This window comes from Piscinibacter sp. (genome assembly GCF_047600445.1).
Taxonomy (GTDB): Bacteria; Pseudomonadota; Gammaproteobacteria; order Burkholderiales; family Burkholderiaceae_C; genus Piscinibacter.
This window is the reverse complement of sequence record NZ_JASGKT010000002.1, coordinates 2,092,011-2,115,391: the sequence shown is the minus strand read 5'-3', so window position 1 is coordinate 2,115,391 and position 23,381 is coordinate 2,092,011. Positions and strand designations below refer to the sequence as shown.

General features: G+C 73.2%; 25 protein-coding genes. 21 read left to right on the top strand and 4 right to left on the bottom strand.

Going from position 1 to position 23,381, the window contains the following annotated elements:
• Positions 1–8: 8 nt before the first annotated feature.
• The 10 genes from QM792_RS14160 (at position 9) to fae (QM792_RS14115) (ending at position 8,563) form a co-directional block, all read left to right on the top strand.
• Positions 9–248, top strand: coding sequence for a DUF2783 domain-containing protein (locus QM792_RS14160; protein WP_415150745.1), 240 nt, complete (start codon positions 9–11; stop codon positions 246–248).
• A complete protein-coding gene (fahA, locus tag QM792_RS14155) occupies positions 245–1,567 on the top strand; it encodes a fumarylacetoacetase (RefSeq protein WP_415150744.1) in 1,323 nt (440 codons plus the stop codon). The genes QM792_RS14160 and fahA overlap by 4 nt, the downstream gene beginning before the upstream one ends.
• A gap of 33 nt (positions 1,568–1,600) precedes the next feature.
• Positions 1,601–1,990, top strand: coding sequence for a 4a-hydroxytetrahydrobiopterin dehydratase (locus QM792_RS14150; RefSeq protein ID WP_415150743.1), 390 nt, complete (start codon positions 1,601–1,603; stop codon positions 1,988–1,990).
• 146 nt (positions 1,991–2,136) lie between these two features.
• A complete protein-coding gene (locus tag QM792_RS14145) occupies positions 2,137–3,153 on the top strand; it encodes a beta-ribofuranosylaminobenzene 5'-phosphate synthase family protein (RefSeq protein WP_415150742.1) in 1,017 nt (338 codons plus the stop codon).
• On the top strand, positions 3,153–4,067 hold the full coding sequence (locus QM792_RS14140; protein WP_415150741.1) for an NAD(P)-dependent methylenetetrahydromethanopterin dehydrogenase: 915 nt from the start codon (positions 3,153–3,155) through the stop codon (positions 4,065–4,067). Before QM792_RS14145 ends, QM792_RS14140 begins: the two co-directional genes overlap by 1 nt.
• Before the next feature lie 7 nt (positions 4,068–4,074).
• Positions 4,075–5,184, top strand: a complete 1,110-nt coding sequence (locus QM792_RS14135) for an ATP-grasp domain-containing protein (RefSeq protein ID WP_415150740.1) — start codon at positions 4,075–4,077, stop codon at positions 5,182–5,184.
• On the top strand, positions 5,177–6,181 hold the full coding sequence (gene mch / locus QM792_RS14130; RefSeq protein ID WP_415150739.1) for a methenyltetrahydromethanopterin cyclohydrolase: 1,005 nt from the start codon (positions 5,177–5,179) through the stop codon (positions 6,179–6,181). Before QM792_RS14135 ends, mch begins: the two co-directional genes overlap by 8 nt.
• Positions 6,178–7,110 (top strand): ATP-grasp domain-containing protein, encoded by a 933-nt coding sequence (locus QM792_RS14125; protein WP_415150738.1) that lies wholly within the window; start codon positions 6,178–6,180, stop codon positions 7,108–7,110. Before mch ends, QM792_RS14125 begins: the two co-directional genes overlap by 4 nt.
• Complete coding sequence (locus QM792_RS14120; protein WP_415150737.1) at positions 7,107–7,982, top strand: triphosphoribosyl-dephospho-CoA synthase; 876 nt, start codon at positions 7,107–7,109, stop codon at positions 7,980–7,982. Before QM792_RS14125 ends, QM792_RS14120 begins: the two co-directional genes overlap by 4 nt.
• Positions 7,983–8,053: 71 nt before the next feature.
• Complete coding sequence (gene fae / locus QM792_RS14115) at positions 8,054–8,563, top strand: formaldehyde-activating enzyme (RefSeq protein ID WP_415150736.1); 510 nt, start codon at positions 8,054–8,056, stop codon at positions 8,561–8,563.
• A gap of 112 nt (positions 8,564–8,675) precedes the next feature.
• Here fae (QM792_RS14115) and QM792_RS14110 read toward each other — a convergent pair whose 3' ends face one another.
• Positions 8,676–9,098 (bottom strand): dihydroneopterin aldolase, encoded by a 423-nt coding sequence (locus QM792_RS14110; RefSeq protein WP_415151635.1) that lies wholly within the window; start codon positions 9,096–9,098, stop codon positions 8,676–8,678.
• A gap of 224 nt (positions 9,099–9,322) precedes the next feature.
• Here QM792_RS14110 and QM792_RS14105 point away from each other — a divergent pair, with 224 nt between their 5' ends.
• Genes QM792_RS14105 through QM792_RS14085 form a run of 5 tightly spaced genes read left to right on the top strand, consistent with a single transcriptional unit; the run spans position 9,323 to position 14,627 of the window.
• On the top strand, positions 9,323–11,359 hold the full coding sequence (locus tag QM792_RS14105; protein ID WP_415150735.1) for a sigma-54-dependent Fis family transcriptional regulator: 2,037 nt from the start codon (positions 9,323–9,325) through the stop codon (positions 11,357–11,359).
• The gene (locus QM792_RS14100) at positions 11,292–11,942 is read left to right on the top strand and encodes a flavoprotein (RefSeq protein ID WP_415150734.1); all 651 of its coding nucleotides are present in this window, start codon (positions 11,292–11,294) and stop codon (positions 11,940–11,942) included. Before QM792_RS14105 ends, QM792_RS14100 begins: the two co-directional genes overlap by 68 nt.
• Positions 11,921–13,312 (top strand): DUF6513 domain-containing protein, encoded by a 1,392-nt coding sequence (locus QM792_RS14095; RefSeq protein ID WP_415150733.1) that lies wholly within the window; start codon positions 11,921–11,923, stop codon positions 13,310–13,312. The genes QM792_RS14100 and QM792_RS14095 overlap by 22 nt, the downstream gene beginning before the upstream one ends.
• The gene (locus QM792_RS14090; protein ID WP_415150732.1) at positions 13,309–13,884 is read left to right on the top strand and encodes a DUF447 domain-containing protein; all 576 of its coding nucleotides are present in this window, start codon (positions 13,309–13,311) and stop codon (positions 13,882–13,884) included. The genes QM792_RS14095 and QM792_RS14090 overlap by 4 nt, the downstream gene beginning before the upstream one ends.
• Complete coding sequence (locus QM792_RS14085) at positions 13,881–14,627, top strand: (5-formylfuran-3-yl)methyl phosphate synthase (protein ID WP_415150731.1); 747 nt, start codon at positions 13,881–13,883, stop codon at positions 14,625–14,627. Before QM792_RS14090 ends, QM792_RS14085 begins: the two co-directional genes overlap by 4 nt.
• Here the strand turns inward: QM792_RS14085 and QM792_RS14080 are convergent.
• The 3 genes from QM792_RS14080 to QM792_RS14070 are packed head-to-tail and all read right to left on the bottom strand — an operon-like array spanning position 14,564 to position 17,170.
• On the bottom strand, positions 14,564–15,160 hold the full coding sequence (locus QM792_RS14080) for an aspartate kinase (protein ID WP_415150730.1): 597 nt from the start codon (positions 15,158–15,160) through the stop codon (positions 14,564–14,566). The two genes, QM792_RS14085 and QM792_RS14080, sit on opposite strands and share 64 nt — an antisense overlap.
• Positions 15,148–16,224, bottom strand: a complete 1,077-nt coding sequence (locus QM792_RS14075) for a hydantoinase/oxoprolinase family protein (RefSeq protein ID WP_415150729.1) — start codon at positions 16,222–16,224, stop codon at positions 15,148–15,150. Before QM792_RS14075 ends, QM792_RS14080 begins: the two co-directional genes overlap by 13 nt.
• On the bottom strand, positions 16,217–17,170 hold the full coding sequence (locus QM792_RS14070; RefSeq protein WP_415150728.1) for an ATP-grasp domain-containing protein: 954 nt from the start codon (positions 17,168–17,170) through the stop codon (positions 16,217–16,219). Before QM792_RS14070 ends, QM792_RS14075 begins: the two co-directional genes overlap by 8 nt.
• Positions 17,171–17,182: 12 nt before the next feature.
• On the opposite strand from QM792_RS14070, the gene QM792_RS14065 reads away from it, so the two are divergent.
• The 6 genes from QM792_RS14065 to fae (QM792_RS14040) all read left to right on the top strand — a co-directional run bounded on the left by QM792_RS14065 (position 17,183) and on the right by fae (QM792_RS14040) (position 23,326).
• Positions 17,183–17,887 (top strand): HisA/HisF-related TIM barrel protein, encoded by a 705-nt coding sequence (locus QM792_RS14065; RefSeq protein ID WP_415150727.1) that lies wholly within the window; start codon positions 17,183–17,185, stop codon positions 17,885–17,887.
• Between the two features lie 187 nt (positions 17,888–18,074).
• Positions 18,075–19,346, top strand: a complete 1,272-nt coding sequence (locus QM792_RS14060; protein ID WP_415150726.1) for a formylmethanofuran dehydrogenase — start codon at positions 18,075–18,077, stop codon at positions 19,344–19,346.
• The gene (locus QM792_RS14055) at positions 19,343–21,040 is read left to right on the top strand and encodes a formylmethanofuran dehydrogenase subunit A (RefSeq protein ID WP_415150725.1); all 1,698 of its coding nucleotides are present in this window, start codon (positions 19,343–19,345) and stop codon (positions 21,038–21,040) included. Before QM792_RS14060 ends, QM792_RS14055 begins: the two co-directional genes overlap by 4 nt.
• Entirely contained in the window at positions 21,037–21,948 is a 912-nt protein-coding gene (fhcD, locus tag QM792_RS14050) for a formylmethanofuran--tetrahydromethanopterin N-formyltransferase (protein WP_415150724.1), read from the top strand. Before QM792_RS14055 ends, fhcD begins: the two co-directional genes overlap by 4 nt.
• Positions 21,945–22,754 (top strand): formylmethanofuran dehydrogenase subunit C, encoded by an 810-nt coding sequence (locus QM792_RS14045; RefSeq protein ID WP_415150723.1) that lies wholly within the window; start codon positions 21,945–21,947, stop codon positions 22,752–22,754. The genes fhcD and QM792_RS14045 overlap by 4 nt, the downstream gene beginning before the upstream one ends.
• Before the next feature lie 38 nt (positions 22,755–22,792).
• Complete coding sequence (gene fae / locus QM792_RS14040) at positions 22,793–23,326, top strand: formaldehyde-activating enzyme (RefSeq protein ID WP_415150722.1); 534 nt, start codon at positions 22,793–22,795, stop codon at positions 23,324–23,326.
• Positions 23,327–23,381 lie beyond the last annotated feature (55 nt).

The window sequence follows — 23,381 nt, the reverse complement described above, 5'->3', positions numbered from 1 at the left end:
CCCGCGCCATGGACCACCTGATCACCCAGCCCAACTTCCGCGCCGGCAACGCCGCGCCGCTGCACGCCTACACGCCCGGCGACGACTTCTACGAGATGCTGATCGAGACGCACCGCGGCCTGGCCGACGCCGACAGCCGCCTCGTCAACGCACGCCTGGTGCTGCTGCTGGCCAACCACGTCGGCGATCTCGACGTGCTGCGCGAGGCCTTGCAGGCCGCGCGCGCCGGCATCGGAGCATCGGCATGAGCGCGCTCGACGCGACGCACGACCCCGCGCTGCGAAGCTGGGTCGAGAGCGCCAACGACGCGGCCAGCGACTTCCCCGTCCAGAACCTGCCGTTCGCGCGCGTGCGCCGCAGCGGCAGCGACGAGCCGTGGCGCATCGCCGTGGCGATCGGCGACCAGGCGCTGGACCTGCGCCTGGCCCGCGAGCAAGGCGGCTGGGGCCGCGTGGCCACGGCCTGGCTCGCGCCGCTGGCCGAGGGCGAGCTCGCCGCCTTCATGGCGCTCGGGCCGGGCGCGCGCCGCGGCCTGCGCGCCGTGCTGTCGGCGGCGCTGCGCGAGGACAGCGAGCGCCGCGCGGCGCTGGCGTCCTGCCTCGTGCCGCAGGCGGCGCTCGACCACGCCTTGCCCTGCCGCATCGGCGACTACACCGACTTCTACACCGGCATCCACCATGCCACCACGGTGGGCAAGCTGTTCCGCCCCGACAACCCGCTGCTGCCCAACTACCGCTGGGTGCCGATCGGCTACCACGGCCGCGCCTCCTCGATCGTGATCGACGGCACGCCGGTGCGCCGCCCGCTCGGCCAGTTGAAGGGCCCCGACGACGCCGTGCCGCGCCTCGCGCCGACGCAGCGGCTCGACCACGAACTGGAACTGGGTTTCCTGATCGGCGCCGGCAATGCGCAGGGCGAGCCGATTCCGATTGCCGACGCGGAAGAGCACTGGTTCGGCACCGTGCTGCTCAACGACTGGTCGGCGCGCGACGTGCAGGCCTGGGAGTACCAGCCGCTCGGGCCCTTCCTGGCGAAGAACTTCGCCAGCACGATCTCCGCCTGGGTGGTCACGCCCGAGGCGCTGGCGCCGTTCCGCGTGCCCTTCGAGCGCCCGGCGGGCGACCCGCAGCCGTTGCCCTACCTGGATTCGCCGGCCAACCGCGCCGGCGGTGCCATCGACATCGTGCTCGAAGTCGGCTTGCAGACGCCGCGCATGCGCGAGGCCGGCGTGCCGCACCAGCGGCTGATGCAGTCGAACTTCCGCGATTCGTACTGGACCCTCGCGCAACTGATCGCGCACCACACCGTGGGCGGCTGCAACCTCGGCGCGGGCGACCTGCTCGGCTCGGGCACGCAGTCCGGCCCGGCGGCGGGGCAGGGCGGCTCGCTGCTCGAACTCACCGAGGGCGGACGCCGGCCGATCACGCTGGCCAACGGCGAGACGCGCACCTTCCTGCAGGACGGCGACAGCATCGAGCTGCGCGCGCACTGCGAGCGGGCCGGCGCGCGCCGCATCGGCTTCGGCCGCTGCGAAGGCCATGTGCTCACCGCGGTGAAGGCGCCCTGACTATCGTTGCGGCCTGTGCACCGGGAGACGAGCATGGCGCAATGGCGACGCAAGGGCGGCGACGAGACCTTCAGCGCGGAGGAGATCGACGCGCGGCTGAAGGACGAACTGCCGAAGTGGTATTTCGAGGACGGCTTCATCCGCCGCAAGTACAAGACCAGCGGCTGGAAGTCCACGCTGATGGTCGTGAACACCGTCGGCCACCTCGCCGAGGCGGCCTGGCACCACCCCGACCTGACCGTCTCGTACGCCTTCGTCATCGTGAAGCTGCAGAACCACGAGGCCAAGGGCATCACCGAGAAGGACTTCGCGCTGGCGAAGAAGATCGAGGAGGTGCTGACGTGGCAGCCCGGCCGGGAAGAGGGCGGGCCGCTGCAGGGCACGCCCGACGACCCGCGCTTCAAGTACCTCAAATACGACTGAACCGCGCCGCCCGGCGCAACAGACTGTCCCCCAATCGGAACAGCGCGGCGCGCGGCGCGAGCACTGGCGCGCCTTCGCGTGGCGGAACGGGGCTTGCTACCTGAGGCCGTATGCTCCGACCGATAGACGCTCCGCTGCCGCCCCCGATGGCCTCTTCGCCGCTGTCCGCGCCGCGCGCCGCCGTGCGCGTGCAGGCGCCGGGGCGCCTGCACCTCGGCTTCATCGACCCATCCGGTTCGCTGGGGCGGCGCTTCGGCAGCATCGGCCTGGTCATCGACGGTTTCGAAACCGAGCTGGAACTGCGCCACGCCGGGCGCGATGCCTTGCAGGCCGAGACGCCCGAGGCGCAGGCCGAGCTGCCGCGCGCCGCGCAACACCTCGCCGCGCTGCGCGAACGCAGCGGCCGGCGCGAGCCGCTCGCGCTGCGGCTGCGCCGCGTGCTGCCGGCGCATGCCGGCTTCGGCTCGGGCACGCAGCTCGCGCTGGCGCTCGGCCGCGCGTTTGCGTGCGTGCACGGGCTGGACACGCCCACCGCGACCCTCGCGCAGTGGCTGGGCCGCGGCCGGCGCTCGGGCATCGGCATCGCCGGCTTCGATGCCGGCGGCCTGCTCGTCGACGGCGGCCCGGGGCGCGACGGACAACCCGCCCAGTTGCTCTCGCGCATCGAACTGCCGGCCGCGTGGCGCGTGATCGTCGTGCTCGATGCGCGCATGCGCGGCCTGTGCGGCGAGCCCGAGCGCGCCGCCATCGCCGCGCTGCCCGCGCTGCCGCAGGCCGACGCCGCCGACATCTCGCACCAGGTGTTGATGCGCATGCTGCCCGGCGCGGCGGGCGACGACTTCGGCGCCTTCGCCGCCGGACTGAACCGCGTGCAGCAACGGCTGGGCGAGCACTTCGCGCCCGCGCAGGCCGGCAGCGCCTGGACCAGCGCGGCCGTCGGCCGGCTGATGCGCTGCTGGGGCGGGCAGGGCGCCGACGCCGCCGCGCTCGGCCAGAGTTCGTGGGGCCCGACGGGCTTCGCGATCGTGCCCTCGGAAACCGCCGCGCACGCCCTGGTCGCCGCGGCGCGCGCCGCCGGCGTGCTGGACGACGCGCTCGAATGTCGCGTCGTCGGCGCGCGCCGCGGCGGCGCACGCATCACCCAAGCCGGAGACGAGCGCTGATGGAACGCCCCTACATCCTGCACATGATCACGCCGGGCAAGCAGATGAGCCCGTTCGACATCAACATGGCCGCCGACGCCGGCTACCAGATCATCGTGCCCTACTGCGAAGCCGACATGAAGAGCGTGGCCTCGCTGACGCAGGACGCGATCTTCTCGCGCGGCCCCAAGGGCGTGGCGCGCACCGGCCTGTTCATCGGCGGGCGCGACGCGCTGGTGGCCGCCGACATGCTCGAGGCGGCGAAGAAGGCGATGGTGCCGCCCTTCGTCGTCTCGCTGATGGCCGACCCGAGCGGCGCCTACACCACCGCCGCGGCGATGCTGGCGAGCGTCGAGGCCGCGCTGCTGAAGCAGCGCGAACAAGGCCTGAAGGGCCTGCGCGTGGTGGTGCTGGGCGGCACCGGCCCGGTGGGCCGCATCGCCGGCGTGCTGGCCGCGCAGGCGGGCGCCGACGTGGCGCTGTCCAGCCGCAACGGCATCGACGTCGCCGAGGAGGCCGCCCGGCAGACCGGCACGCGCTTCGGCGTGAGCATCCACGGCACCTCCGGCGGCGACCGCGCCGCGCTGCGCACCTCGATCGCCGATGCCGACGTGATCCTCGCCTGCGCCGCCGCCGGCGTGCAGGTGGTGTCGGCCGACGACCTCGCGCATGCGAAGAAGCTGCGCGTGGCCGCCGACGTCAACGCCGTGCCGCCGGAAGGCGTGGCCGGCGTCGGCGTGATGGACGACGCCAGTCCGCTGGCGGGCACGAACGCCGTCGGCATAGGCGCGCTGGCGATAGGCAACGTCAAGTACCAGACCCAGCATCGCCTGCTGGTGCAGATGCGCGAGTCGCCGAAGTCGGTGCTGGGCTTCGCCGAGGCCTTCGCGATGGCGCGCGCCTTCCTGGCCGAATCGGCCGCCCGGGCCGGCTGAGCCGCCGGTGCTGGCACTGGCGGCGCTCTCCGCTCGCGCGCCGGCCGAGGCCGCGGCGCGCGACGGCCTGCGCAGCGTCGCGCTCGACGTGTTCGGCGATGCCGACACGCGCCAGTTCGCGGCCGAGTGGCATGCGATCGGCAGCGTGGCGACGATGCGCATCGACGACGAACTGTTCCTCGCGGCGCTGGACAAGCTGGCGCGGCGCGGCGACGTGCGCGCCTGGAGCGCCGGTAGCGGCTTCGACGGCCGCGTCGACCTGCTCGAACAGGGCGCGGCGCGCCTGCCGCTGCTCGGCAGCGCGCCCGACGACGTGCGCCGCGTGCGCGATCCGCGCGAGTTCTTCGGCGTGCTCGACGCGCACGGCATCGGCTTCCCGCCCATCGCCTTCGAGCCGCCCGGCCGGCCGGCGGGCTGGCTCGTCAAGCATGCCGGCGGCTGCGGCGGCTGGCAGGTGCGGCGCGCCGGGGTCGACGAGGCGCCGGCGCCCGGGCGCTACTGGCAGCGCGAGCGGCCCGGCGCGGCGATGTCGGCCAGCTTCGTCGGCAACGGCCGCGACGCCGTGCTGCTGGGCGTGAACCGGCAGGGCAGCAGCGCCATCGGCAAGCGCCCCTTCGTGTTCACGCGCATCGCCGGGCCGGTGGCGGTGAGCGAGCGCGCGCGGCGCGAGCTGACGGCCATCGTGCGCCTGCTCGCCGGCGTGTTCCGCGTGCGCGGGCTGGCGAGCCTGGACGTGCTGCTCGACGGCGATACTCTCGAGGTGCTCGAGCTCAACCCCCGCCTGCCGGCCAGCCTCGCGCTCTACCCGCGCGCCTTCTCGGCGCACCTGCTCGCCTGCGAGCGCGCCGAACTGCCCGCGGCACCCGCCGGCGACGGCCGCGTGCGCGGCAGCGAGATCGTGTTCGCGGCGCGGCCGGTGCACGTCGATGCGGCGCTGGCCGCGGCGCTCGCGGCCGTGCCCGGCGCGCGCGACCTGCCGCGGGCCGGCACACGCATCGGCGCCGGCGAGCCCGCATGCAGCGTCTGCGCCGAAGCCGGCGGCGAAGCGACGATGAACGACAGGCTGGCGGCGCGCCGCGCCGCCGTCGCAGCCCTTCTGGAGACAAGCCATGAGTGACCATCCCGCCGCCCTGGCCGGCTGCACGCTGAGCCTGAACGCCCACGTGCAGCCCTGGGTCGATCGCCTCGTCGCCGACGCCGACGCGCTGCGCGTGCAGGTGCGCCGCGACGACAGCGGCGCGCGCATCGTCGATGCCGGCATCACGGCGCCGGGCAGCGTCGCCGCCGGCACGCTGATCGGCGAGATCTGCCTGGGCGGCTTCGGCAGCGTCGCGCTGAAGACGTCCGCCGCCGACGGCTGGCCGAGCTGGCTGGAGGTGCGCAGCTCGCAGCCGGTGCTGGCCTGCCTGGCCAGCCAGTACGCCGGCTGGAGCCTGGCGGCGAGCAAGGAAGAGACCGGCGGCAAGAAGTTCTTCTCGCTGGGCTCCGGCCCGGCGCGCGCGCTGGCCGGCAAGGAGAAGCTCTACGCCGAGCTCGGCTACCGCGACCGCGCCGACCGCGGCGTGATCGTGCTCGAAGTCGACCGCGCGCCGCCGGCGGTGATCGTGCAAAAACTGCTGCGCGACTGCGGCCTGGCGCCGGAGGGCCTGACCATCGTGCTGACGCCCACCAGCAGCGCCGCCGGCACCACGCAGGTGGTGGCGCGCGTGCTCGAGGTGGCGCTGCACAAGACGCACGAGCTGGGCTTCCGCCTCGACCACGTGGTCGACGGCATCGCCAGCGCGCCGGTGCCCGCGCCCAGCCCGGACGGCGTCGAGGCGATGGGGCGCACCAACGACGCGATCCTGTACGGCGGGCGCGTCCACCTGAGCGTGTGCGGCAGCGACGAGGCGGCGCGCGCGCTCGCGCAGCAACTGCCTTCGCGCAATTCCAAGGACTACGGCCGCTCCTTCGCCGAGATCTTCAAGGCCGTCGAGTACGACTTCTACAAGATCGACCCGGCCCTGTTCGCGCCGGCCGAGGTGTGGATCAGCAACCTCGACAGCGGCGCCACCTTCCACGCCGGCGCGCTGAACATGGACCTGCTGCGCGGCCTGTGGCTGGAGCCGGCATGAGCCTGCGCGTCGCGATCGCCGCCGACGAGGTCGGCTGGCACACGCGCCAGTTGCAGGCCGCGCTGCGCGAGCGCGGCGCGCTGGGGCGCTGCGTCGATCTCGAAGACTGCCGCATCGACACCAGCGCCGCCTGGCACGGCCTCGTGATCCCCGGCTTCGGCACCGCGCTGCCCGACGCGGTGCTGGTGCGCGGCATCGCGGGCGGCAGCTTCGAGCAGGTGACCAAGCGCCTGGGCGTGCTGCACGCGCTGCGCGAGCTGGGCGTGCCGGTCTACAACGACGCGCGGGCCATCGAGCGCAGCGTCGACAAGAGCATGACCAGCCTGCTGCTGCACGCCGCCGGCATCGCGACGCCGGCGACCTGGGCGCTGGAGTCGCCCGCGCAGGCGCGCCGCCTGGTGATGCGCGAGAGCGCGGCCGGCCGCGCGCTGGTGCTCAAGCCGCTGTTCGGCTCGCAGGGCAAGGGCTTGCGGCTCGTCGGCTGCGTGGCCGGCGCGCACGTGCCGCTGCCCGAGCTGAAGGGGCCGTACGGCTCGCTGGCCTACCTGCAACGCTTCATCGCGCCGATCACCTCGCCCGGCTTCGACTGGCGCGTGCTGGTGGTCGGTGGGCGGGCGCTGACGGCGATGAAGCGCGTCAGCACGCACTGGGTGCACAACGTCAAGCAGGGCGCGCGCTGCGAGCCCTGCGCGCCGAGCCCGGCGCTGGCCGGGATCGCCGAGGCCGCGGCGCGCACGCTGCAGATGGACTACGCCGGCGTCGACATCCTGCCCGACGGCTCGATGGACCGGCTGCGCGTGCTCGAAGTCAACGGCGTTGCCGCCTGGCAGGGCTTGCAGCGCGTGACGCCGTTCAACATCGCGCGCGCGATCGTCGACGACCTGCTCGACCGGCGCATCGCGGCGGCGCGGCCGGCGCGCCGCGCATGAACCCGCGCTCGATCGAAGACTGCTTCCTGCGCGCCTGCTGGCTCGACGTGGCGGTGCGCAAGCCCGGCAACGTCAGCCTGGCCTCGGCCGGGCACCGCATGCGCGCCGAGCAGTTCGTCGCCAGCGCCCGCGCGGCCGCCGCGCCGCTGTGCGCGCCGGGCGCGCGCGTCGGCGCGCGCATCGAGGCGGCGATGGATGCCACCTGGCGCGCCGTCGGCTGCAACACCAACCTCGGCATCCTGCTGCTGTGCGCGCCGCTCGCGGCGGCGGCCGAGCGAGCGGGCGCGCGCTCAGGCGCTGCGGCATTGCGCGCGGCGCTCGCCGACGTGCTCGCCGCGCTCGACCTCGACGACGCGCGCGCCGCCTACCGCGCGATCGCGCAGGCGAATCCGGGCGGCCTCGGCGCCGCGCCCGAGCAGGACGTGCGCGACGAGCCCACGCGGGGCCTGCGCGACGCGATGGCGCTGGCCGCGCCGCGCGACCGCATCGCGGCGCAGTACGCGAGCGGCTTCCTCGACGTGTTCGAGACCGGCCTCGGGAACCTTTCCCCTGGTCCGGTGCCGGATGCCGCGCCGGGCGAAGACGCCGACGCGGCGACGTGCGCCGCGGTGCAGCGCCTGTTCCTCGCCTTTCTGGCGGCCTGGCCCGATTCACACATTGTTCGAAAACACGGCGAGGCCGTGGCACACACTGTCATGCGCTCGGCGCAGGGCTGGCGGGCGCTCGACGCGTCTGCGCGCGAGGCCGGTCTGCCGCGTTGGGACGAGGCGCTCAAGGCGCAGGGCATCAACCCCGGGACCAGCGCCGACCTCGTGGTCGCGAGCGTGTTCGCGGCCGGCTTGCTCGCGCCGCCATGGCATGGAACGTGTTAGCTGGATCGCACGCTGCGCCGCGGGCCAGTGTGTCGACACTTCAAGAATCACTTACAGGAGATGGAAAAGCCATGGCAAAGATCGATCGCATGATGGTTGGCGAGTCGCTCGTCGGTGACGGCAACGAGGTCGCGCACATCGACCTGATCATCGGGCCGCGCGGCTCGGCGGCCGAGTCCGCGTTCGCCAACGCGCTGACCAACAACAAGGACGGCTTCACCTCCTTGCTGGCCGTGGTGGCGCCGAACCTGCTGACCAAACCCGCCACCGTGATGTTCAACAAGGTGACGATCAAGGGTGCCAAGCAGGCGGTGCAGATGTTCGGCCCGGCGCAGCGCGCCGTGGCGATGGCCGTGGCCGACAGCGTCGAGGACGGCACCATTCCCGCCGCCGAGGCCGACAACCTGTTCATCAGCGTCGGCGTCTTCATCCACTGGCTGGCCGAAGACGACAAGAAGATCCAGGATTACAACTACCGCGCCACCAAGGAAGCGCTCGCGCGCGCCGTCGCCGGCTCGCCGACCGCCGCGGAAGTCGTGGCCAAGAAGGGCTCGGTGGCCCACCCGTTCCAGGCGAAGTGAGAGAGAGGGGGCGCGCCCGCGAGGGCGCGTCTCGTGAGCGAGGGTCGAGAGTTGCCGACCGGTGTGTCCGGTCGGCTTTTTGCCGTCCGGTCGTCGTGCGGTGCTCGCCCCGTCAGCGCCGCTCGCCCGGCACCATGCCGCTGCCCAGCAGGTGCAGCACGGCCGCGCCGCGCGGCGCGGGTTCCGGCGCGAAGCGCTCGATCTGCACGCCCACCGCGGCCACGTCGTCGAACTTGCGCGGCTTGACTACCTTGACGCGTACCCAGCGCGCGCCGAACTCGTCGATCAGGATGCCGGCGATCGTCTCGGCCAGGGCTTCCAGCAACTGCACCCCGTGCCCGGCCAGCAGCGTGCGCAGGCGCTCGTGCACGGCGCCGTAGTCGATCGTGTCGCCGATGCGGTCGGTGTCGCAGGCGCGCGAGCGCGCGAGGCCGGCGTGCAGGTCGATCACCACCGGCTGCGGGCGGTGCAACTCGCTGTCGTGGATGCCGATCACCGTCTGGCCGGTGAGGCCTTCGATGAAGATCAGGTCCAGCGGCGCGCCGGCGATGGCGGGGGCGGCGACGAAGCCGGTGCTCTGGGCATCGAGGGGCGTCAAGCGAGTCTCCATGGGGTGAACGGGGCGTGGGGTGAGCGGCAGCAAGTTGCAGGCCGGGCGCCGCGCGGCGGCACCCGTGGTTTACCCGGTGCGGGGGGTGGAATGCCCGCACCACAATCGAGAATGGTTCCCGATTTTGTCGGGCCTGCCTGGAGACGATGATGACGATGACGATGCGTGAAGCCCACAGGCATGCCGACCGGATTCTGGAACTGGTGCGCGCCGGCGCGCAGCCGCAGGCCAACGACCCGGTGGCGCAGTCGTGGAGCCGCTGCCTGAACGAATACCGGCTCGACCCGGCGCGGCCCTGCGAGCCCTCGTTCGTCGCGCGCGTCGAGCTCGAGGAGCGCCGCGCGCGCCGCGCCGACGTGATCGCCTGCGCGCGCTACGAGATGACCACGCTGTACCAGCAGCTCGCCGACCCCGAGGCGGCCGTGGTGCTGACCGACACCGACGGCGTGATCGTGCACATGGTGTCCTCGCCCGAGTTCGCCGCCGAGGCTGGCCCGCTCGGCCTGCGCGTCGGCGGCGCCTGGAGCGAGGCGGCGATGGGCACCAACGGCATGGGCACCTGCCTGGCCGCCGGCGGGCCGGTGTCGGTGCGCAAGGAAGACCATTTCTTCAACGAATTCACCCAGCTCACCTGCTCGGCGGTGCCGGTGTACGACCCGTCGGGCGAGATCGCCGCGGTGCTCGACGTCACCAGCCGCTCCAGCCTGATGCAGCAGCACCTGCTGGTGCTGCTGGGCATGACGGCGCGCATGATCGAGAATCGCCTGATCGACACGCGCTACGGCAACGCGCACCCGCTGCACTTCCACAGCCGCCCCGAGTTCGTCTACACGCTGCACGAGGGCAAGCTGGCGGTGGGCGACGACGGCCGCATCCTCGCGGCGAACCGCAGCGCGCTGTTCCAGCTCGGCCTGCAGTCGATGAGCGACATCCGCGCGCGCCGCATCGAGGACTTCTTCCAGACCTCGCTGGAAGACATGCTCCAGCGCAGCAACGCCTCGTCGTTTCATCCCGTGGTGACCTACCGCGCCAACGCCGCGCTGCGTTTCTTCGCGGTGGCGCGCCGCCCCGCGCGCGACGCCAAGGCGCCGGTGCTGGCCGGGCCGGGCGTGTCGGTGCCGGCGGTGGAAGCGCCGCCGCTGCCCGCGCCGGCCGCGCGGCCGGCGGCGCGTACCGCCGTGGCCGCGCCCAGGCAGGCGAGCAGCGCGACTTTCCTCGACACGCGCCTGGTCGCCGCGCTGGACACCGCGCGCCGCGTGATCGCGCGCCAGACGCCGGTGCTGCTGTGCGGCGAGACCGGCTCGGGCAAGGAGGTGTTCGCGCGCGCGGTGCACGAGGTCAGCCCGCATGCCGGCGGCGCTTTCGTGGCGGTCAACTGCGCCAGCCTGCCCGAGACGCTGATCGAGTCCGAGCTGTTCGGCTACCGTGCCGGCGCCTTCACCGGCGCGCAGCGCACCGGCCGGCGCGGCAAGATCCTGCAGGCCGACGGCGGCACGCTGTTCCTCGACGAGATCGCCGACATGCCGCTGGAACTGCAGGCGCGCCTGCTGCGCGTGCTCGACGAGCGCCAGGTCACGCCGCTGGGCACCGAGGAGACGCACCCGGTCGACTTCCAGCTCATCAGCGCCAGCCACCAGCACCTGCCGACGCGCGTGCGCGAGGGCAAGTTCCGCGAAGACCTGTACTACCGCCTCGCCGGCATCGAGCTGAGCCTGCCGCCGCTGCGCGAGCGCAGCGACAGGCGCGAGCTGATCCAGGCCGTGCTGAACTCGGAGGCGGGCGGCGGCGCGGCCAGCCTCTCGGCCGACGCCGAGCGGCTGCTGATGGAGCACGCCTGGCCGGGCAACATCCGCCAGCTTCGCCACGTGCTGCGCAGCGCCGCGGCGCTGGCCGATGGTCGGCCGATCACGCGCGAGCACCTGCCCTCGCTGCTGCACGCGCCGGCACCGGCGCTGTCGCCCAAGGCCGTGGCGCCGTTGGCCGCGGCGACGACGGCGCCGGCCGTGCCCGAGGATCTTCCGGTCAAGCTCAACCCCATCCAGGCCAACGAACGCCAGGTTCTGCTCCAATTGCTCGAACAGCATCGCTGGAACGTGAGCAACGTCGCCAAGGCGCTCGATGTCAGCCGAAACACCCTCTACCGCAAGCTCCACAAGCTCCACATCGAGGTCAGTCACCCCGAGTGAGCCAGATTTCGCGAAGCGCTCGCGCTTCGCCTGGTGCATCACCGGTTCCGGCCATTTCCTGGATGAGTCGATGGCGCTGGCGCGGCGCCTGCCGGATCTCGACCTGTTCCTGTCGGATGCCGCCGAGGAAGTGCTCAACATCTACGGCATGCGGCCCGAGGAACTGAAGCCGCGCTTCGGCCCCGGCTTCCGCCTGGTGCGCGACAAGACCGCCAGCGCGGTGCCGGTGGGCATGCTCTACGACGACATCTACCACACGGTGGTGATCGCGCCGGCGACGAGCAACACGGTGGCCAAGTGCGTCGTGGGCATCAGCGACACGCTGCCGACCAACATGTTCGCGCAGGCCGGCAAGCTCGCCATCCCCGGCATCGTGTTCGCGTGCGATACCGAGCCGGTGGTGGTGACCCGATCGCCGCACGACTGGGTGACGCTGCGGCCGCGCCGGCTCGAACTCGACAACGTCGAGCGCCTGCGCGCGGTCGACTTCTGCGAGGTCGTCAGCTCGCCGGATGAACTCGAAGCGGCGCTGCAACGGCGCCTCGATGCGCTGCGCCTCGCATGGAACACATCGTCTTCCTGACCGGCAGGCTCGCGCAGCCGCAGCTCGAGAAGGTGCTGGCGAACATCGCCGACGCACCCTTCACGCACGAGGTGCGCGAGATCGGCCTGCAGGTCGCCGCGCTGATGACGGCCGACATGATCCGCCGCCGCGTCGAGCCGCCGGTGCGGGCCGACCGCATCATCGTGCCCGGCCGCTGCCGCGGCGACGTGGCGGCGCTGTCGGAACACTTCGGCGTCCCGGTACAGCGCGGGCCCGAGGAACTGAAGGACCTGCCGCGCTTCTTCAACCGCGCCGCCAAGCCGGTGGACCTGAGCGAGTACGAGGTGGCGATCTTCGCCGAGATCGTCGACGCGCCGCGCCTGTCGGTCGACGCGATCGTCGCGCGCGCCCAGGCGCTCGCACGCGACGGCGCCGACGTGATCGACCTCGGCTGCCTGCCCGAGACACCGTTCCCGCACCTCGAAGACGGCGTGCGCGCCTTGAAGCAGGCCGGCTTCGCGGTCAGCGTCGATTCGGTCGACGCGCAGGAGCTGCTGCGCGGCGGGCGCGCCGGCGCCGATTACCTGCTCAGCCTCACGCTCGACACGCTGTGGCTCGCCGACGAGGTGGCGAGCACGCCGATCCTGATCGCGAAGACGCCGCAGGACGAGGCCTCGCTGTACGCCGCGATCGACGCGCTCGCCGCGAAGGGCCGCGCCTTCCTCGCCGACCCCATCCTCGATCCGATCCCGTTCGGCTTCACCGCCTCGCTGCTGCGCTACCACGCGCTGCGCGCGCGCTACCCCGAGGCGCCGATCATGATGGGCGTGGGCAACCTCACCGAGCTGACCGAGGCCGACACCAGCGGCATCAACGCGCTGCTGTTCGGCATCGGCGCCGAGCTGAACATCGCGGCGGTGCTGACCACGCAGGTCAGCGCGCACGCGCGCCGCGCGGTGCGCGAGGCCGACTGGGCGCGCCGCATCATGCACGCGGCGGTGCGCAACCGTTCGCTGCCCAAGGGCATGAGCGGCGCGCTGATGACGGCGCACGACAAGCACCCGTTCCCCGACACGCCCGACGAGATCGCCGCCACCGCGGCGCAGGTGAGGGACCCGAACTTCCGCGTGCAGGTGGCCCATGACGGCCTGCATGTCTACAACCGCGACGGCATCCGCCACGGCACCCGGGCTTTCGACCTGTGGCCGCGCCTCGGCCTGGAGGGCGACGCCGCGCACGCCTTCTACATGGGCGTGGAGCTGGCGCACGCCGAGATCGCCTGGCGCCTGGGCAAGCGCTACGTGCAGGACCAGCCGCTCGACTGGGGCTGCGCGGTCGAGCGCGAGGCCGAGAACCTCGACGCCTGGTGCGCGCCGGGCACGACGCGCTCCGCGCCGGAGAACAAATGAACGACCAGATCTTCGAAACCGTGGTCACCACGCAGTCGCCCGAGGGCGTGGCGCACGTCGCGCCGATGGGCGTGCGCTACCAGGGCGCTCGCGTGGTGCTGATGCCCTTCAAGCCGTCCACCACGCTGGCCAACATCGTCGCGACGCGGCACGCGGTGCTCAACCTGCTGACCGACACGCGCGTGTTCGCCGGCTGCGTCACGGGCCGGCGCGCGTGGCCGCTGCTGGCCGCCGAGAAGATCGCCGGGCAGCGCCTGGCGTGCGCGCTGCACCACGTCGAGCTGAGCCTGGACGAGCATCTCGACGACGCGCTGCGGCCGGTGCTGCGCATGGCGCGCGTGCACGAGGCCGGCCACGCGGGCTTCATGGGCCTGAACCGCGCGCAGGCCGCGGTGGTGGAGGGCGCGGTGCTGGTCAGCCGGCTGCACATGCTGCCGATGGACAAGATCGACGCCGAGATGGCCTACCTGCGCATCGCCATCGACAAGACCGCCGGACCGGGCGAACACGAGGCCTGGGGCTGGCTGCAGGACGCCGTGGCGGCGCATCGCGCGAAGGCGGCGTCGCGATGAGCGTGCGGCTGCTGGTCAGCGTGCGCAGCGTCGCCGAGGCGCTGCTGGCCGCGCGCGGCGGCGCCGACTTCATCGACCTGAAGGAGCCGGCGCGAGGCGCGCTCGGCGGCCTGCCCGAAGACACGCTGCGCGCCATCGTGCCGGCGCTGCGCGCGCACGGCCATGCCCAGCCGGTGAGCGCGACGATCGGCGACCTGGCGCCGGGCGAGCAGGCCGAGATCCTGGCGCGCGTGCGGCGCGTCGCCGCCTGCGGCGTGGACATCGTCAAGGTCGGCATCGAGCGCGGCCCGGGCGCCGGCGCGCTGCTGCGCGCGCTGGCGCGCAGCGGAACGCCGCTGGTACCGGTGTTCATCGCCGACCGCGGGCTCGACGAACGCGCCGTCGCGCTGGCGCTCGGGCTGGGCTTCGCCGGCGTGATGCTCGACACCGCCGACAAGCGCGGCGGCAGCCTGTTCGACGCCCTGCCGGCGGCGGCGATCGCACGCTTCGTCGCGACGGCGCGCGCGGCGGGCGTGATGGTGGGCCTGGCCGGCGCGCTGCGCCGCGAACAGGCCGGACGCATCGCAGCGCTGGCGCCCGACTTCGCCGGCTTCCGCGGCGCGGTATGCGCCGGCGGCGAGCGCGGCGCCGCGCTCGATGCCGGGCGGCTGCAAACCCTGGCCGCGGCGATGCGCGGCGCTCAGGCCGGCGGCCGCGGCTCGCCGATCAGCAGCGAGCGCATGCGCGCCAGCTCGGCGCGGTGAACCAGGTCGATCGGGAAATTCGCGCCGGCGGCGGTGGCGGCGAAACGCGCATCGAGCACGCCGGCGTGGCCCAGCTCGGCCAGGCTCGCGTGCGGAGCGATCGTGCAGGACTTCACCACCACCAGCCGCTCGGCGTTGAGCTGGCGCGCCAGATCGAGCGCGATGCTGTCCGAGCTGGTGTCCCAGCCGGTGTCGGCGCCGCCGCGCTCGCGCAGCCAGTCGCAGGGCAGCCACAGCGCGACCTGGCCGCCGCGCAGCACCGCGCGGATCTCGCTCTGGTCGCGCGCCAGCCGCAGCGCCGGCTGCAGCGCGTGCGCCAGGTAGGCGCTCTGCGTCATCGCCAGCACCGCCATGTTGTGCGCGGCCAGGTCGTCGAAGCGCCAGTGCGACTGCGTGCGCCGCACCTCGTCGGCGAAGCTGCCGCCGCCGCACACCAGCGTCACGCGCCCGCCGCCGAGCTGCGCCAGCAGCGCCAGCCACTGCGGCAGCAGCGGGTCGTGGTTGAGGCTGCCGCCGATCTTCACGACCCACATGGGGCGGCTTCCTCGGCGATCCGTTCGGCATACAGCGACGCCACCGCGGCGGCCGGCGCGCCCACCTGCACCCAGCGACGCAGCGCGGCGTCGCCGCCGGCCACGCGCGCCACCGCGTCGGCGTAGTGCGCGAGCCGCCAGCCGGGCGGCAGCAACTCGCCGGCGAGGAAGGCGCCGCAGCCGGCCGCCACCAGCGTGGCGCCGGGGCGCAGGTCGTGCAGCGCGATCACGCGCCGCAACTGCTCGTGCCACTCGGCGAGCTGCGCCGCGCGCCACGCGGCGGCGAACTCGGCCCACTGCGCGGCGCTGCCGTCGCGCTCGTCCAGGCCGATCATGCGCGCCAGCCGCGCGCGCGTGTGGTGCGCGTCCTTGGGCGCGTTGTCGGCGCTCGGGTGCTGGTCGTGCTCGGGGTCGAGCTCGCCGCTCAGGCGGTAGACGTCGGCCGTGGTCGCGAAGAACTCGTTCATCACGTTGTGCGGCCGGCCGCGCCACGCGATGCGCCGCGCCAGCGCGCACAGCGGCGTGCGAACCACGCCGAGGTAGACCAGCTCGCCGCTGGCCAGGCGCTGCGCGTCGGTGCCGTTCTCGCCGAGCACGTGGCCGCGGCGCAGCGCGACCAGGTCGGTGGTGGTGCTGCCGATGTCGAGCAGCAGGCCATCGTCCGCCGGCAGCGCGCGCGCGGCGTGGCGCGCGGTGGCGAGCCAGTTGGCCGAGGCGATGCGCTGCCAGTGCGCGGCGGCTTCGTGGGCCGCGGGCCAGCCCGTGCCGGCGAAGAAGCGCGGCGCCGGCAGCGCCTCGGCCAGCCGCGCGGCGATGCGCGCCACGCCCTGCTCGCGGTGTTCGAACAGGTCGACCATCTCGCCGGTCATGGTCACCGCCTGCGCCTGGGCGGCGAGGTCGGGCCAGCGCGCGCGGGCCGCGTCGAGCGCGGCGTCGAGCCGGTCCATGCCCTGCCACAGCGGGCAGGGCCATTGCACCGCGTCGACGATCGCGCCGCCCTGCCAGCGTGCCGCCTTGACGTGCGCGCCGCCGATGTCCCAGCCGATCACGCCGCGTTCAGGCATGGCTGGTCTCGCGCGGCGACAGGGCGAGCCACTCGCGCGCGAGCTTGCGTTGCAGCCGCGCGGACAGGCCGACGCAGGCGCAGGTGGGGCGCGGGTTGACCTCAATGACAACCGGGCCGTGGTAGGCGCTGGCGATGAAGTCGACGCCGACCAGCCCGTGCAGGCCGGGCAGGGCGGCGACGACGCGCCCGGCCAGCGCCGCCAGCGCCTGCCATGCCGGCGCGGCGCGCGGCAGCACGTCGATCTCGACGCCGTCGTAGCGCAGCGTGCCGTCGGGCAGCGCGGCGATGCGTTGGCGGTTCACGCTCAGCAGCTCGGCGTGGCCGCCGTGTCCGCACAGCAGCGACAGGCTGGCCGGCTCGCCATCCACCCACGGTTCCAGGCAGGCGCTCGCGCCGCGCGCCTCGCGCCCGGCCAGGTCGGCTTCGGCGGCCAGGCGGTTGGCGTGCACCCGCGTGGCGACGCTGCCGGCGCCGTCGTCGGGCTTGACGACCCAGCGCTGCGCCTCGTGCGCGAACGCCAGCGGCGTGACGATGCCGTGCGCCGCGAGGTGGCGCAGCGTCGCGGTCTTGCTGGAGGCGATCGCGATGCTGCGCGCGTCGCAGCCCCGCCAGCGCGGCGCGCCGATGGCGCGCTCGAAGGCGGCCAGGCAGCCGTCGCTCTCCGGGGCGACCACCAGCGCGGCGTCGTGCTGCGCGGCCAGCCGCGTGGCAAAGGCCAGCGGCGTCTCGCCGTCGCGCGCCGTCACGGCCACGGCGCCGGCCGGCGGCGCGGCGGCGCGTTCGCAGGTGGCAGCGCTGACCGCAAAATCGCCGCTGTCCAGCAGCTCGGCCACCAGCGCATCGCGCATCGCCAGGCCTTGCGGCAGCAACTCGGCGCTGGCCTGGGCGTCGCCGTCGACCAGGCCGCCGCCGCTGAGATACTCGTAGACGAACACCCGCCTCATTCCGGCACCTTCATGCTGCTGATTCCCGTGATCGACCTGATGCGTGGCCACGCGGTGCGTGCGCTGCGCGGCGAACGCGCATCGTACAAGCCGGTGGTCTCGACGCTGTGCGAGGGCAGCGAGCCGCTGGCCGTGGCGCGCGCGCTGTGCGCGCATTGCGCGTCGACGCGGCTGTACGCCGCCGACCTCGATGCGCTGACCGGCGGCCAGGCGCAGGTGGCGGCGCTGCGGCGCATCCTGCGCGCGATGCCCGAACTGGAACTCTGGCTCGATGCCGGCTTCGCCGACCGGGCGGCGGCCGAGGCGCTGCGCGAGCGCATCGGGCCGGGCGCCGAACGCGTCGTGCCGGTTTTTGCCAGCGAATCGCTGCGCTCGCGCGAGGCGCTCGCCGCGTGCGGCGCTGGCCGCGAGGCCGGCGTGCTCTCGCTCGACCGTCGCGACGGCCGCCGGCTCGACGCCGCCGGCGCCTGGGAGTCGCCCATGCTGTGGCCCAGCCGCGTGATCGTGATGACGCTGGAACGCGTCGGCGCCGCCGCCGGGCCGGATCTGGCGACGCTGCGCGAGGTGCAGGCGAAGTCGCCGGCGACGCGGCTGGTCGGCGCCGGCGGCATCCGCGACGAACACGACCTCGATGCCGCGCGCGCCGCCGGCGCCCACGCCTGGCTGGTGGCGAGCGCACTGCACGATGGGCGGCTGCCAGCCGCGGCGCGGGCATGACGAAGAGCCATGAGCGCAGCACCATCACGATTCGTGCCACCGCCGGGCGGGGGGTGCGGCGCCCGCCGGCCGACGATTCCGAAACACTGTGTGGCAGTTTTGGCCGCGCAGGCTGCGCCGCGCCGGCGCGGCGCCGGGCGCGGCGTGGCGCCGCCGAATGGCACATCGCTTGCGTGACGAAGCTTCCATGACCTGGACCTGCCCGTTCTGCCCGCTGGCCTGCGATCACCTGGAGCTGCGTGTCGGCAGCGGCGCGCAGCCGCTCGAACTGGCAGCCGGCGACTGCGCCCGGGCGCGCCGCGCGCTGGCCAGCTTCAGCAGCGCGCCGCCGGCGCCGCTGGCCGAGATCGACGGCCGGGCGGCGACGGTGGACGAAGCCGTGGCCGCTGCGGCGCGCATGCTCGCCGCCAGCCGCCAGCCGCTGTTCGCCAACCTCGCCACCGACGTGGCCGGCGCCCGTGCGCTCTACCCGCTGGCCTGCGCGAGCGGCGCGATCTGCGACGCCGCGCCCGGCGAGGCGCTGATGCACGGCCTGCGCGCGCTGCAGGATCGCGGCCAGTTCACCGCCACGCTGGCCGAGGTGCGCACGCGCGCCGATGTGATCGTGTTCGTCGGCGGCCTGCCGCTCGCGCTGGCCTCGGGAATCCGCGAGCGGCTGGGCATAGGCGACCCGCAGGTGCCGCAGCGCCACGTCGTCGTGCTCGGCCCGTGCGAGGGCGACGAGGCGGTGCTGGCGAACTGGGCGGCGTCGTCCGGCTCGGGCGTGACGGTGGAATCCATTGCGCTGCAAGGCGATCTGTTCGACACCGTGTCGCTGCTCGACGCATTGGTGGCGCAGCGCCCGGCGATGGCGTCGGCAAACCTTGCCGAGCCGCTGCGTGCACTCGCCGATCGCCTGCACGCCGCGCGCTACGCCGTGCTGGTGGGTACCCCGGCGCTGCTGCCGGCGCAGGGCGCGCTGATCGTCGAGACGCTGCACCGCACGGTCAACACGCTCAACCGCACGACGCGCGCCGCCGCGCTGTGGATCGCCGGCGGCAACGGCGCGGGCACGGCCAACCAGGTGTTCGCGTGGCTGTCGGGCCTGCCGCTGCGCTCGCGCGCCGGGCCGCGCGGGCTGGAGCATGAGCCGCTGCGCTACGGCGGCCTGCGGCTGATCGGGCAGGGCGCCGTCGATGCGCTGCTGTGGGTGTCGGCCTTCGACGCCGACGCGGCGCCGCCCGACCAGGGCCTGCCGCTGATCGTGCTCGGCCATCCGGCGCTGGCGCCGCGCGTGCGGCGCGCCGGCAGCGTCTTCATCGCCGTCAGCACGCCCGGCATCGGCTCGGCCGGCCACGTCTTCCGCACCGACGGCACGGTGCTGGTGCCGCTGCGCGCCGCGCGGCCCGATGCGCTGCCCACCGTCGCGGCCCTCGCCGGACGGATGCTGGCGGGCCTGCCGGCGAGGAAGGCCGCATGAGCAAGAGCACCCTGATCCGCGGCGGGCGCGTGATCGACCCCGCCAACCGCGTCGACGCGGTGCGGGACATCGTGATCCGCGACGGCCGCATCGCCGCGCCCGTTGCCGGCGAGGCGCACAACCAGACCGTCGACGCCGCCGGCTGCGTCGTGATGGCCGGCGGCATCGACATGCACACGCACATCGGCGGCGGCAAGGTCAACCTCGCGCGGCTGCTGATGGCAGAAGACCACCGCGACGGCGTCAACCCCATCGCCCTGCCGCGCAACGCGCTCGAGCTCGCCTCCTGCGGCAACTGCGCGCCGGGCACGCTGGCCACCGGCTACCGCTACGTCGAGATGGGCTACACCGCGGCCTTCGAGCCCGCGATGGTGCCCAGCAACGCGCGCCACGCCCACATGGAGATGGGCGACGTGCCGGTGCTCGACCACGGCGCCTACGTGATGCTGGGCAGCGACGAGCTGTTCCTCGAACTGCTCGCGCGCGGCGGGCCGGAGCTGAAGAACTTCGACCAGATCCGCGACTACACCGCCTGGACCATCAACGCCAGCAAGGCGATGGGCGTGAAGGTGGTGAATCCGGGCGGCATCTCGGCCTTCAAGTTCAACCAGCGCAAGCTCGACGTCGACGAGGCGCACGTGCGCTGGGAGGTCACGCCGCGCCAGGTGGTGCATGCGCTGGCGCGCGCGCTGAAGGAACTCGGCGTGCCGCACCCGCTGCACATCCACGGCAGCAACCTCGGCGTGCCGGGCAACATCCGCTCGACGCTGGACACCATCGCCGCGCTCGAAGGCCTGCCGGCGCACCTGACGCACATCCAGTTCCACGCCTACGGCACCGAGGGGCCGAAGAAGTTCTCGTCGGCGGCCTTGCAGATCGCCGAAGCCGTCAACGCCAACCCGCAGATCAGCATCGACATCGGCCAGATCATGTTCGGCCAGACCGTCACCGCCTCGGGCGACACGATGCGCCAGGTGGCGCAGGCCGATCTCGCCAGCCCGCGCAAATGGGTCGGCGCCGACATCGAGCTGATGGCCGGCTGCGGCGTGGTGCCGTTCCGCTACCGAGAGCAGAGCTACGTGAACGCGCTGCAATGGGTGATCGGGCTGGAGATCTTCCTGCTGGTGCGCAACCCCTGGCAGGTGGTGCTGACCACCGACCACCCGAACGGCGCGCCCTTCACCAGCTACCCTCACCTGATCCGGCTGCTGATGGACCGCGGTTTCCGCGAGGAGCAACTGGCGAAGCTGCACCCGGAGGTGGCGGCCGGCTGCGCCTTGAAGTCGATCACGCGCGAGCTGACGCTCGACGAGATCGCGGTGATGACGCGCGCCGGCCCGGCGCGGCTGCTCGGCCTGAAGGAACGCGGCCAGCTCGGCGCGGGCGCGGCCGCCGACATCACGATCTACCGCGACGCGGCCGACCGCGAGGCGATGTTCAAGACGCCCGAGTGGGTGTTCAAGGACGGCGTGCCGGTGGCGCGCGGCGGCACGCTGCTGGCCACGCCGGCCGGCGGCACGCACTTCGTCGAGCCCGGCTACGACACGGCGATCGAGAAGACCCTGCGCAAGCACTGGCAGGACCACGGCGCGATCGGCTTCGACAACGTGGCGATCACGCACGACGAGCTGTGCAACTGCTGCAACGGCGGGCGTTTGCTGCCGGCCGAGTGCTTCACCGGGAGTGAGGCATGAAGCGCAACGGCGTGAGCATCGACGACACCTTCGCCGAAGCCTTCGCCATGAAGGCGACGCGGCTGCTCATCACCGCGCACAACCCGGTCTGGGCGCGCCACGCGGCCGTGGCCGCCACCGGCTTCGCCACCTCGGTGATCGCCTGCGGCTGCGAGGCCGGCATCGAGCGCGAACTTCCCGCGAGCGAAACGCCCGACGGCCGCCCCGGCATCGCGGTGCTGCTCTTCGCGATGTCGGGCAAGGAACTCGCCAAGCAGATCGAGCGCCGCGTCGGCCAATGCGTGCTGACCTGCCCGACCACCGCCGTCTATGCCGGCATCGACGAAGGCGAAGCGGTGGCGCTGGGCAAGAACCTGCGCTTCTTCGGCGACGGCTGGCAGATGTCCAAGGTGATAGCCGGCAAGCGCTACTGGCGCGTGCCGGTGATGGACGGCGAGTTCGTCGCCGAAGAAACCACGGCCGTCGTCAAGGGCGTCGGCGGCGGCAACCTGCTGCTGCTGGCGCGCGACACCGATGCCGCGCTGGCCGCCGCCGAAGCCGCGGTGGCGGCGATGAAGGCGCTGCCCAACGTCATCATGCCCTTCCCGGGCGGCGTGGTGCGCTCGGGATCCAAGGTCGGCAGCAAGTACCCGGCGCTGGGCGCCTCGACCAACGACGCCTTCTGCCCCGGCCTGGTCGGCCTCACGAAGAAGACCGAGCTGACCAGCGAGACCCGCTGCGTGATGGAAATCGTGATCGACGGCCTGACCGAGGCCGACGTGGGCGCGGCGATGCGCGTCGGCATGCAGGCCGGCATCGCGCTCGGCGCGGCGCAAGGCCTGCTGCGCATCTCGGCGGGCAACTACGGCGGCAAGCTCGGGCCCTTCCACTTCCATCTGCGCAAGCTGCTGGGGGAGGGTGCGGCATGACCGGCTTCACCCTGACGCTGAAAAGCGCGCCGGCGCTGCGGCTCGATGTGCGCGGCGTGACGCCCAATGCGTTCGCCTCGTTGAGCGCTGCCGAGGTCGAGAGGCTGCCCCTCGCCCATGGCAATGCCTTCGTGCCGCTGGCCGAATTCTTCACCGTGGCGCCGCGCCGCGACGACACGCTGCTGCTGCAAGGCGATCTCTCGCGCTGCGACTTCGTCGGCTGGCAGATGAACGGCGGCACGCTGATCGCCGAGGGCAGCGTGGGCGACTACGCCGGCGGCGCGATGAGCGCCGGCACGCTGACGGTGAAAGGCCACGCCGCCGACCTCGCTGCCTGCGAGATGGCCGGCGGCACGTTGGACATCGCAGGCCATGTCGGCGACTTCGCCGCCGGCACCCTGCCCGGCAGCATGGACGGCATGCGCGGCGGCTCGCTGCTGGTGCGCGGCAACGCCGGCGCGCGTTTCGGCGACCGCATGCGCCGCGGCACGGCGCTGATCTTCGGTGACGCGGGCGAGTTCCTGGCCTCCCGCATGGTGGCCGGCACCATCGCCATCGCCGGCCGTGCGGGCGCGCACGTGGGCTACGGCATGCGGCGCGGCAGCGTGGTCTTCGCCGGGCCGGCGCCCGGGCTCGCGCCCACCTTCGTGCCGGCCGGCGCCGGCGCGCCTGTATTCTGGCAACTGCTGGCGCGCGACCTGGCGCGCCACGGCGGCGCGTTCGGCTCGCTGGCCGCGCGCGGTTTCGAGCGCCATCTGGGCGACGTGGCAGCGGCGGGCAAGGGCGAGCTGATCGTCGTGCGCTGATCCATTTTTCTTCCTCTTTTCCCCCAGTGATTGAAGCCATGAGCAACGACTACGTTTTCCACGCCGGCGAAGCCACCGTGCTGGCCGCCGACGGCCAGTACACCGACGCGATGCCCGAGATCCTGATCGGCCGCACCAACGGCCCGGTGGGCCAGGCCTTCGCCAACATGATGGCGCAGAGCAAGGGCCACACGGCGATGTTCGCGATCCGCGCCTGCAACCAGATGGTGCGCCCGGCGACCATCACCTGCCCCAAGGTGACGCTGAAGGACAGCGCCAACATCGACCTGTTCGGCGGCGTGGTGCAGAGCGCCACCGCCGACGCGGTGGTCGACTGCGTGGCCGAAGGCATCATCCCGAAGGCGCTGGTCAACGAGCTGTGCATCGTCAGCCTGGTGTGGATCGACCCGCGCTGCGCCAAGGATCCGAAGCTCGACAAGAAAGACATGTACCGCACCAACTACGAGGCGACCAAGCTGGCGATCAAGCGGGCGCTGAACAACGAGCCGAGCATCGACGAGCTGATCGCGAATCGCCACACCATCAAACACGACATGAACGACTGGTCGTAGTCATGGTCCCACTCCCCGGAGCGCTTCGCGCTCCCCCCAGGGGGCGCCGCCAGCG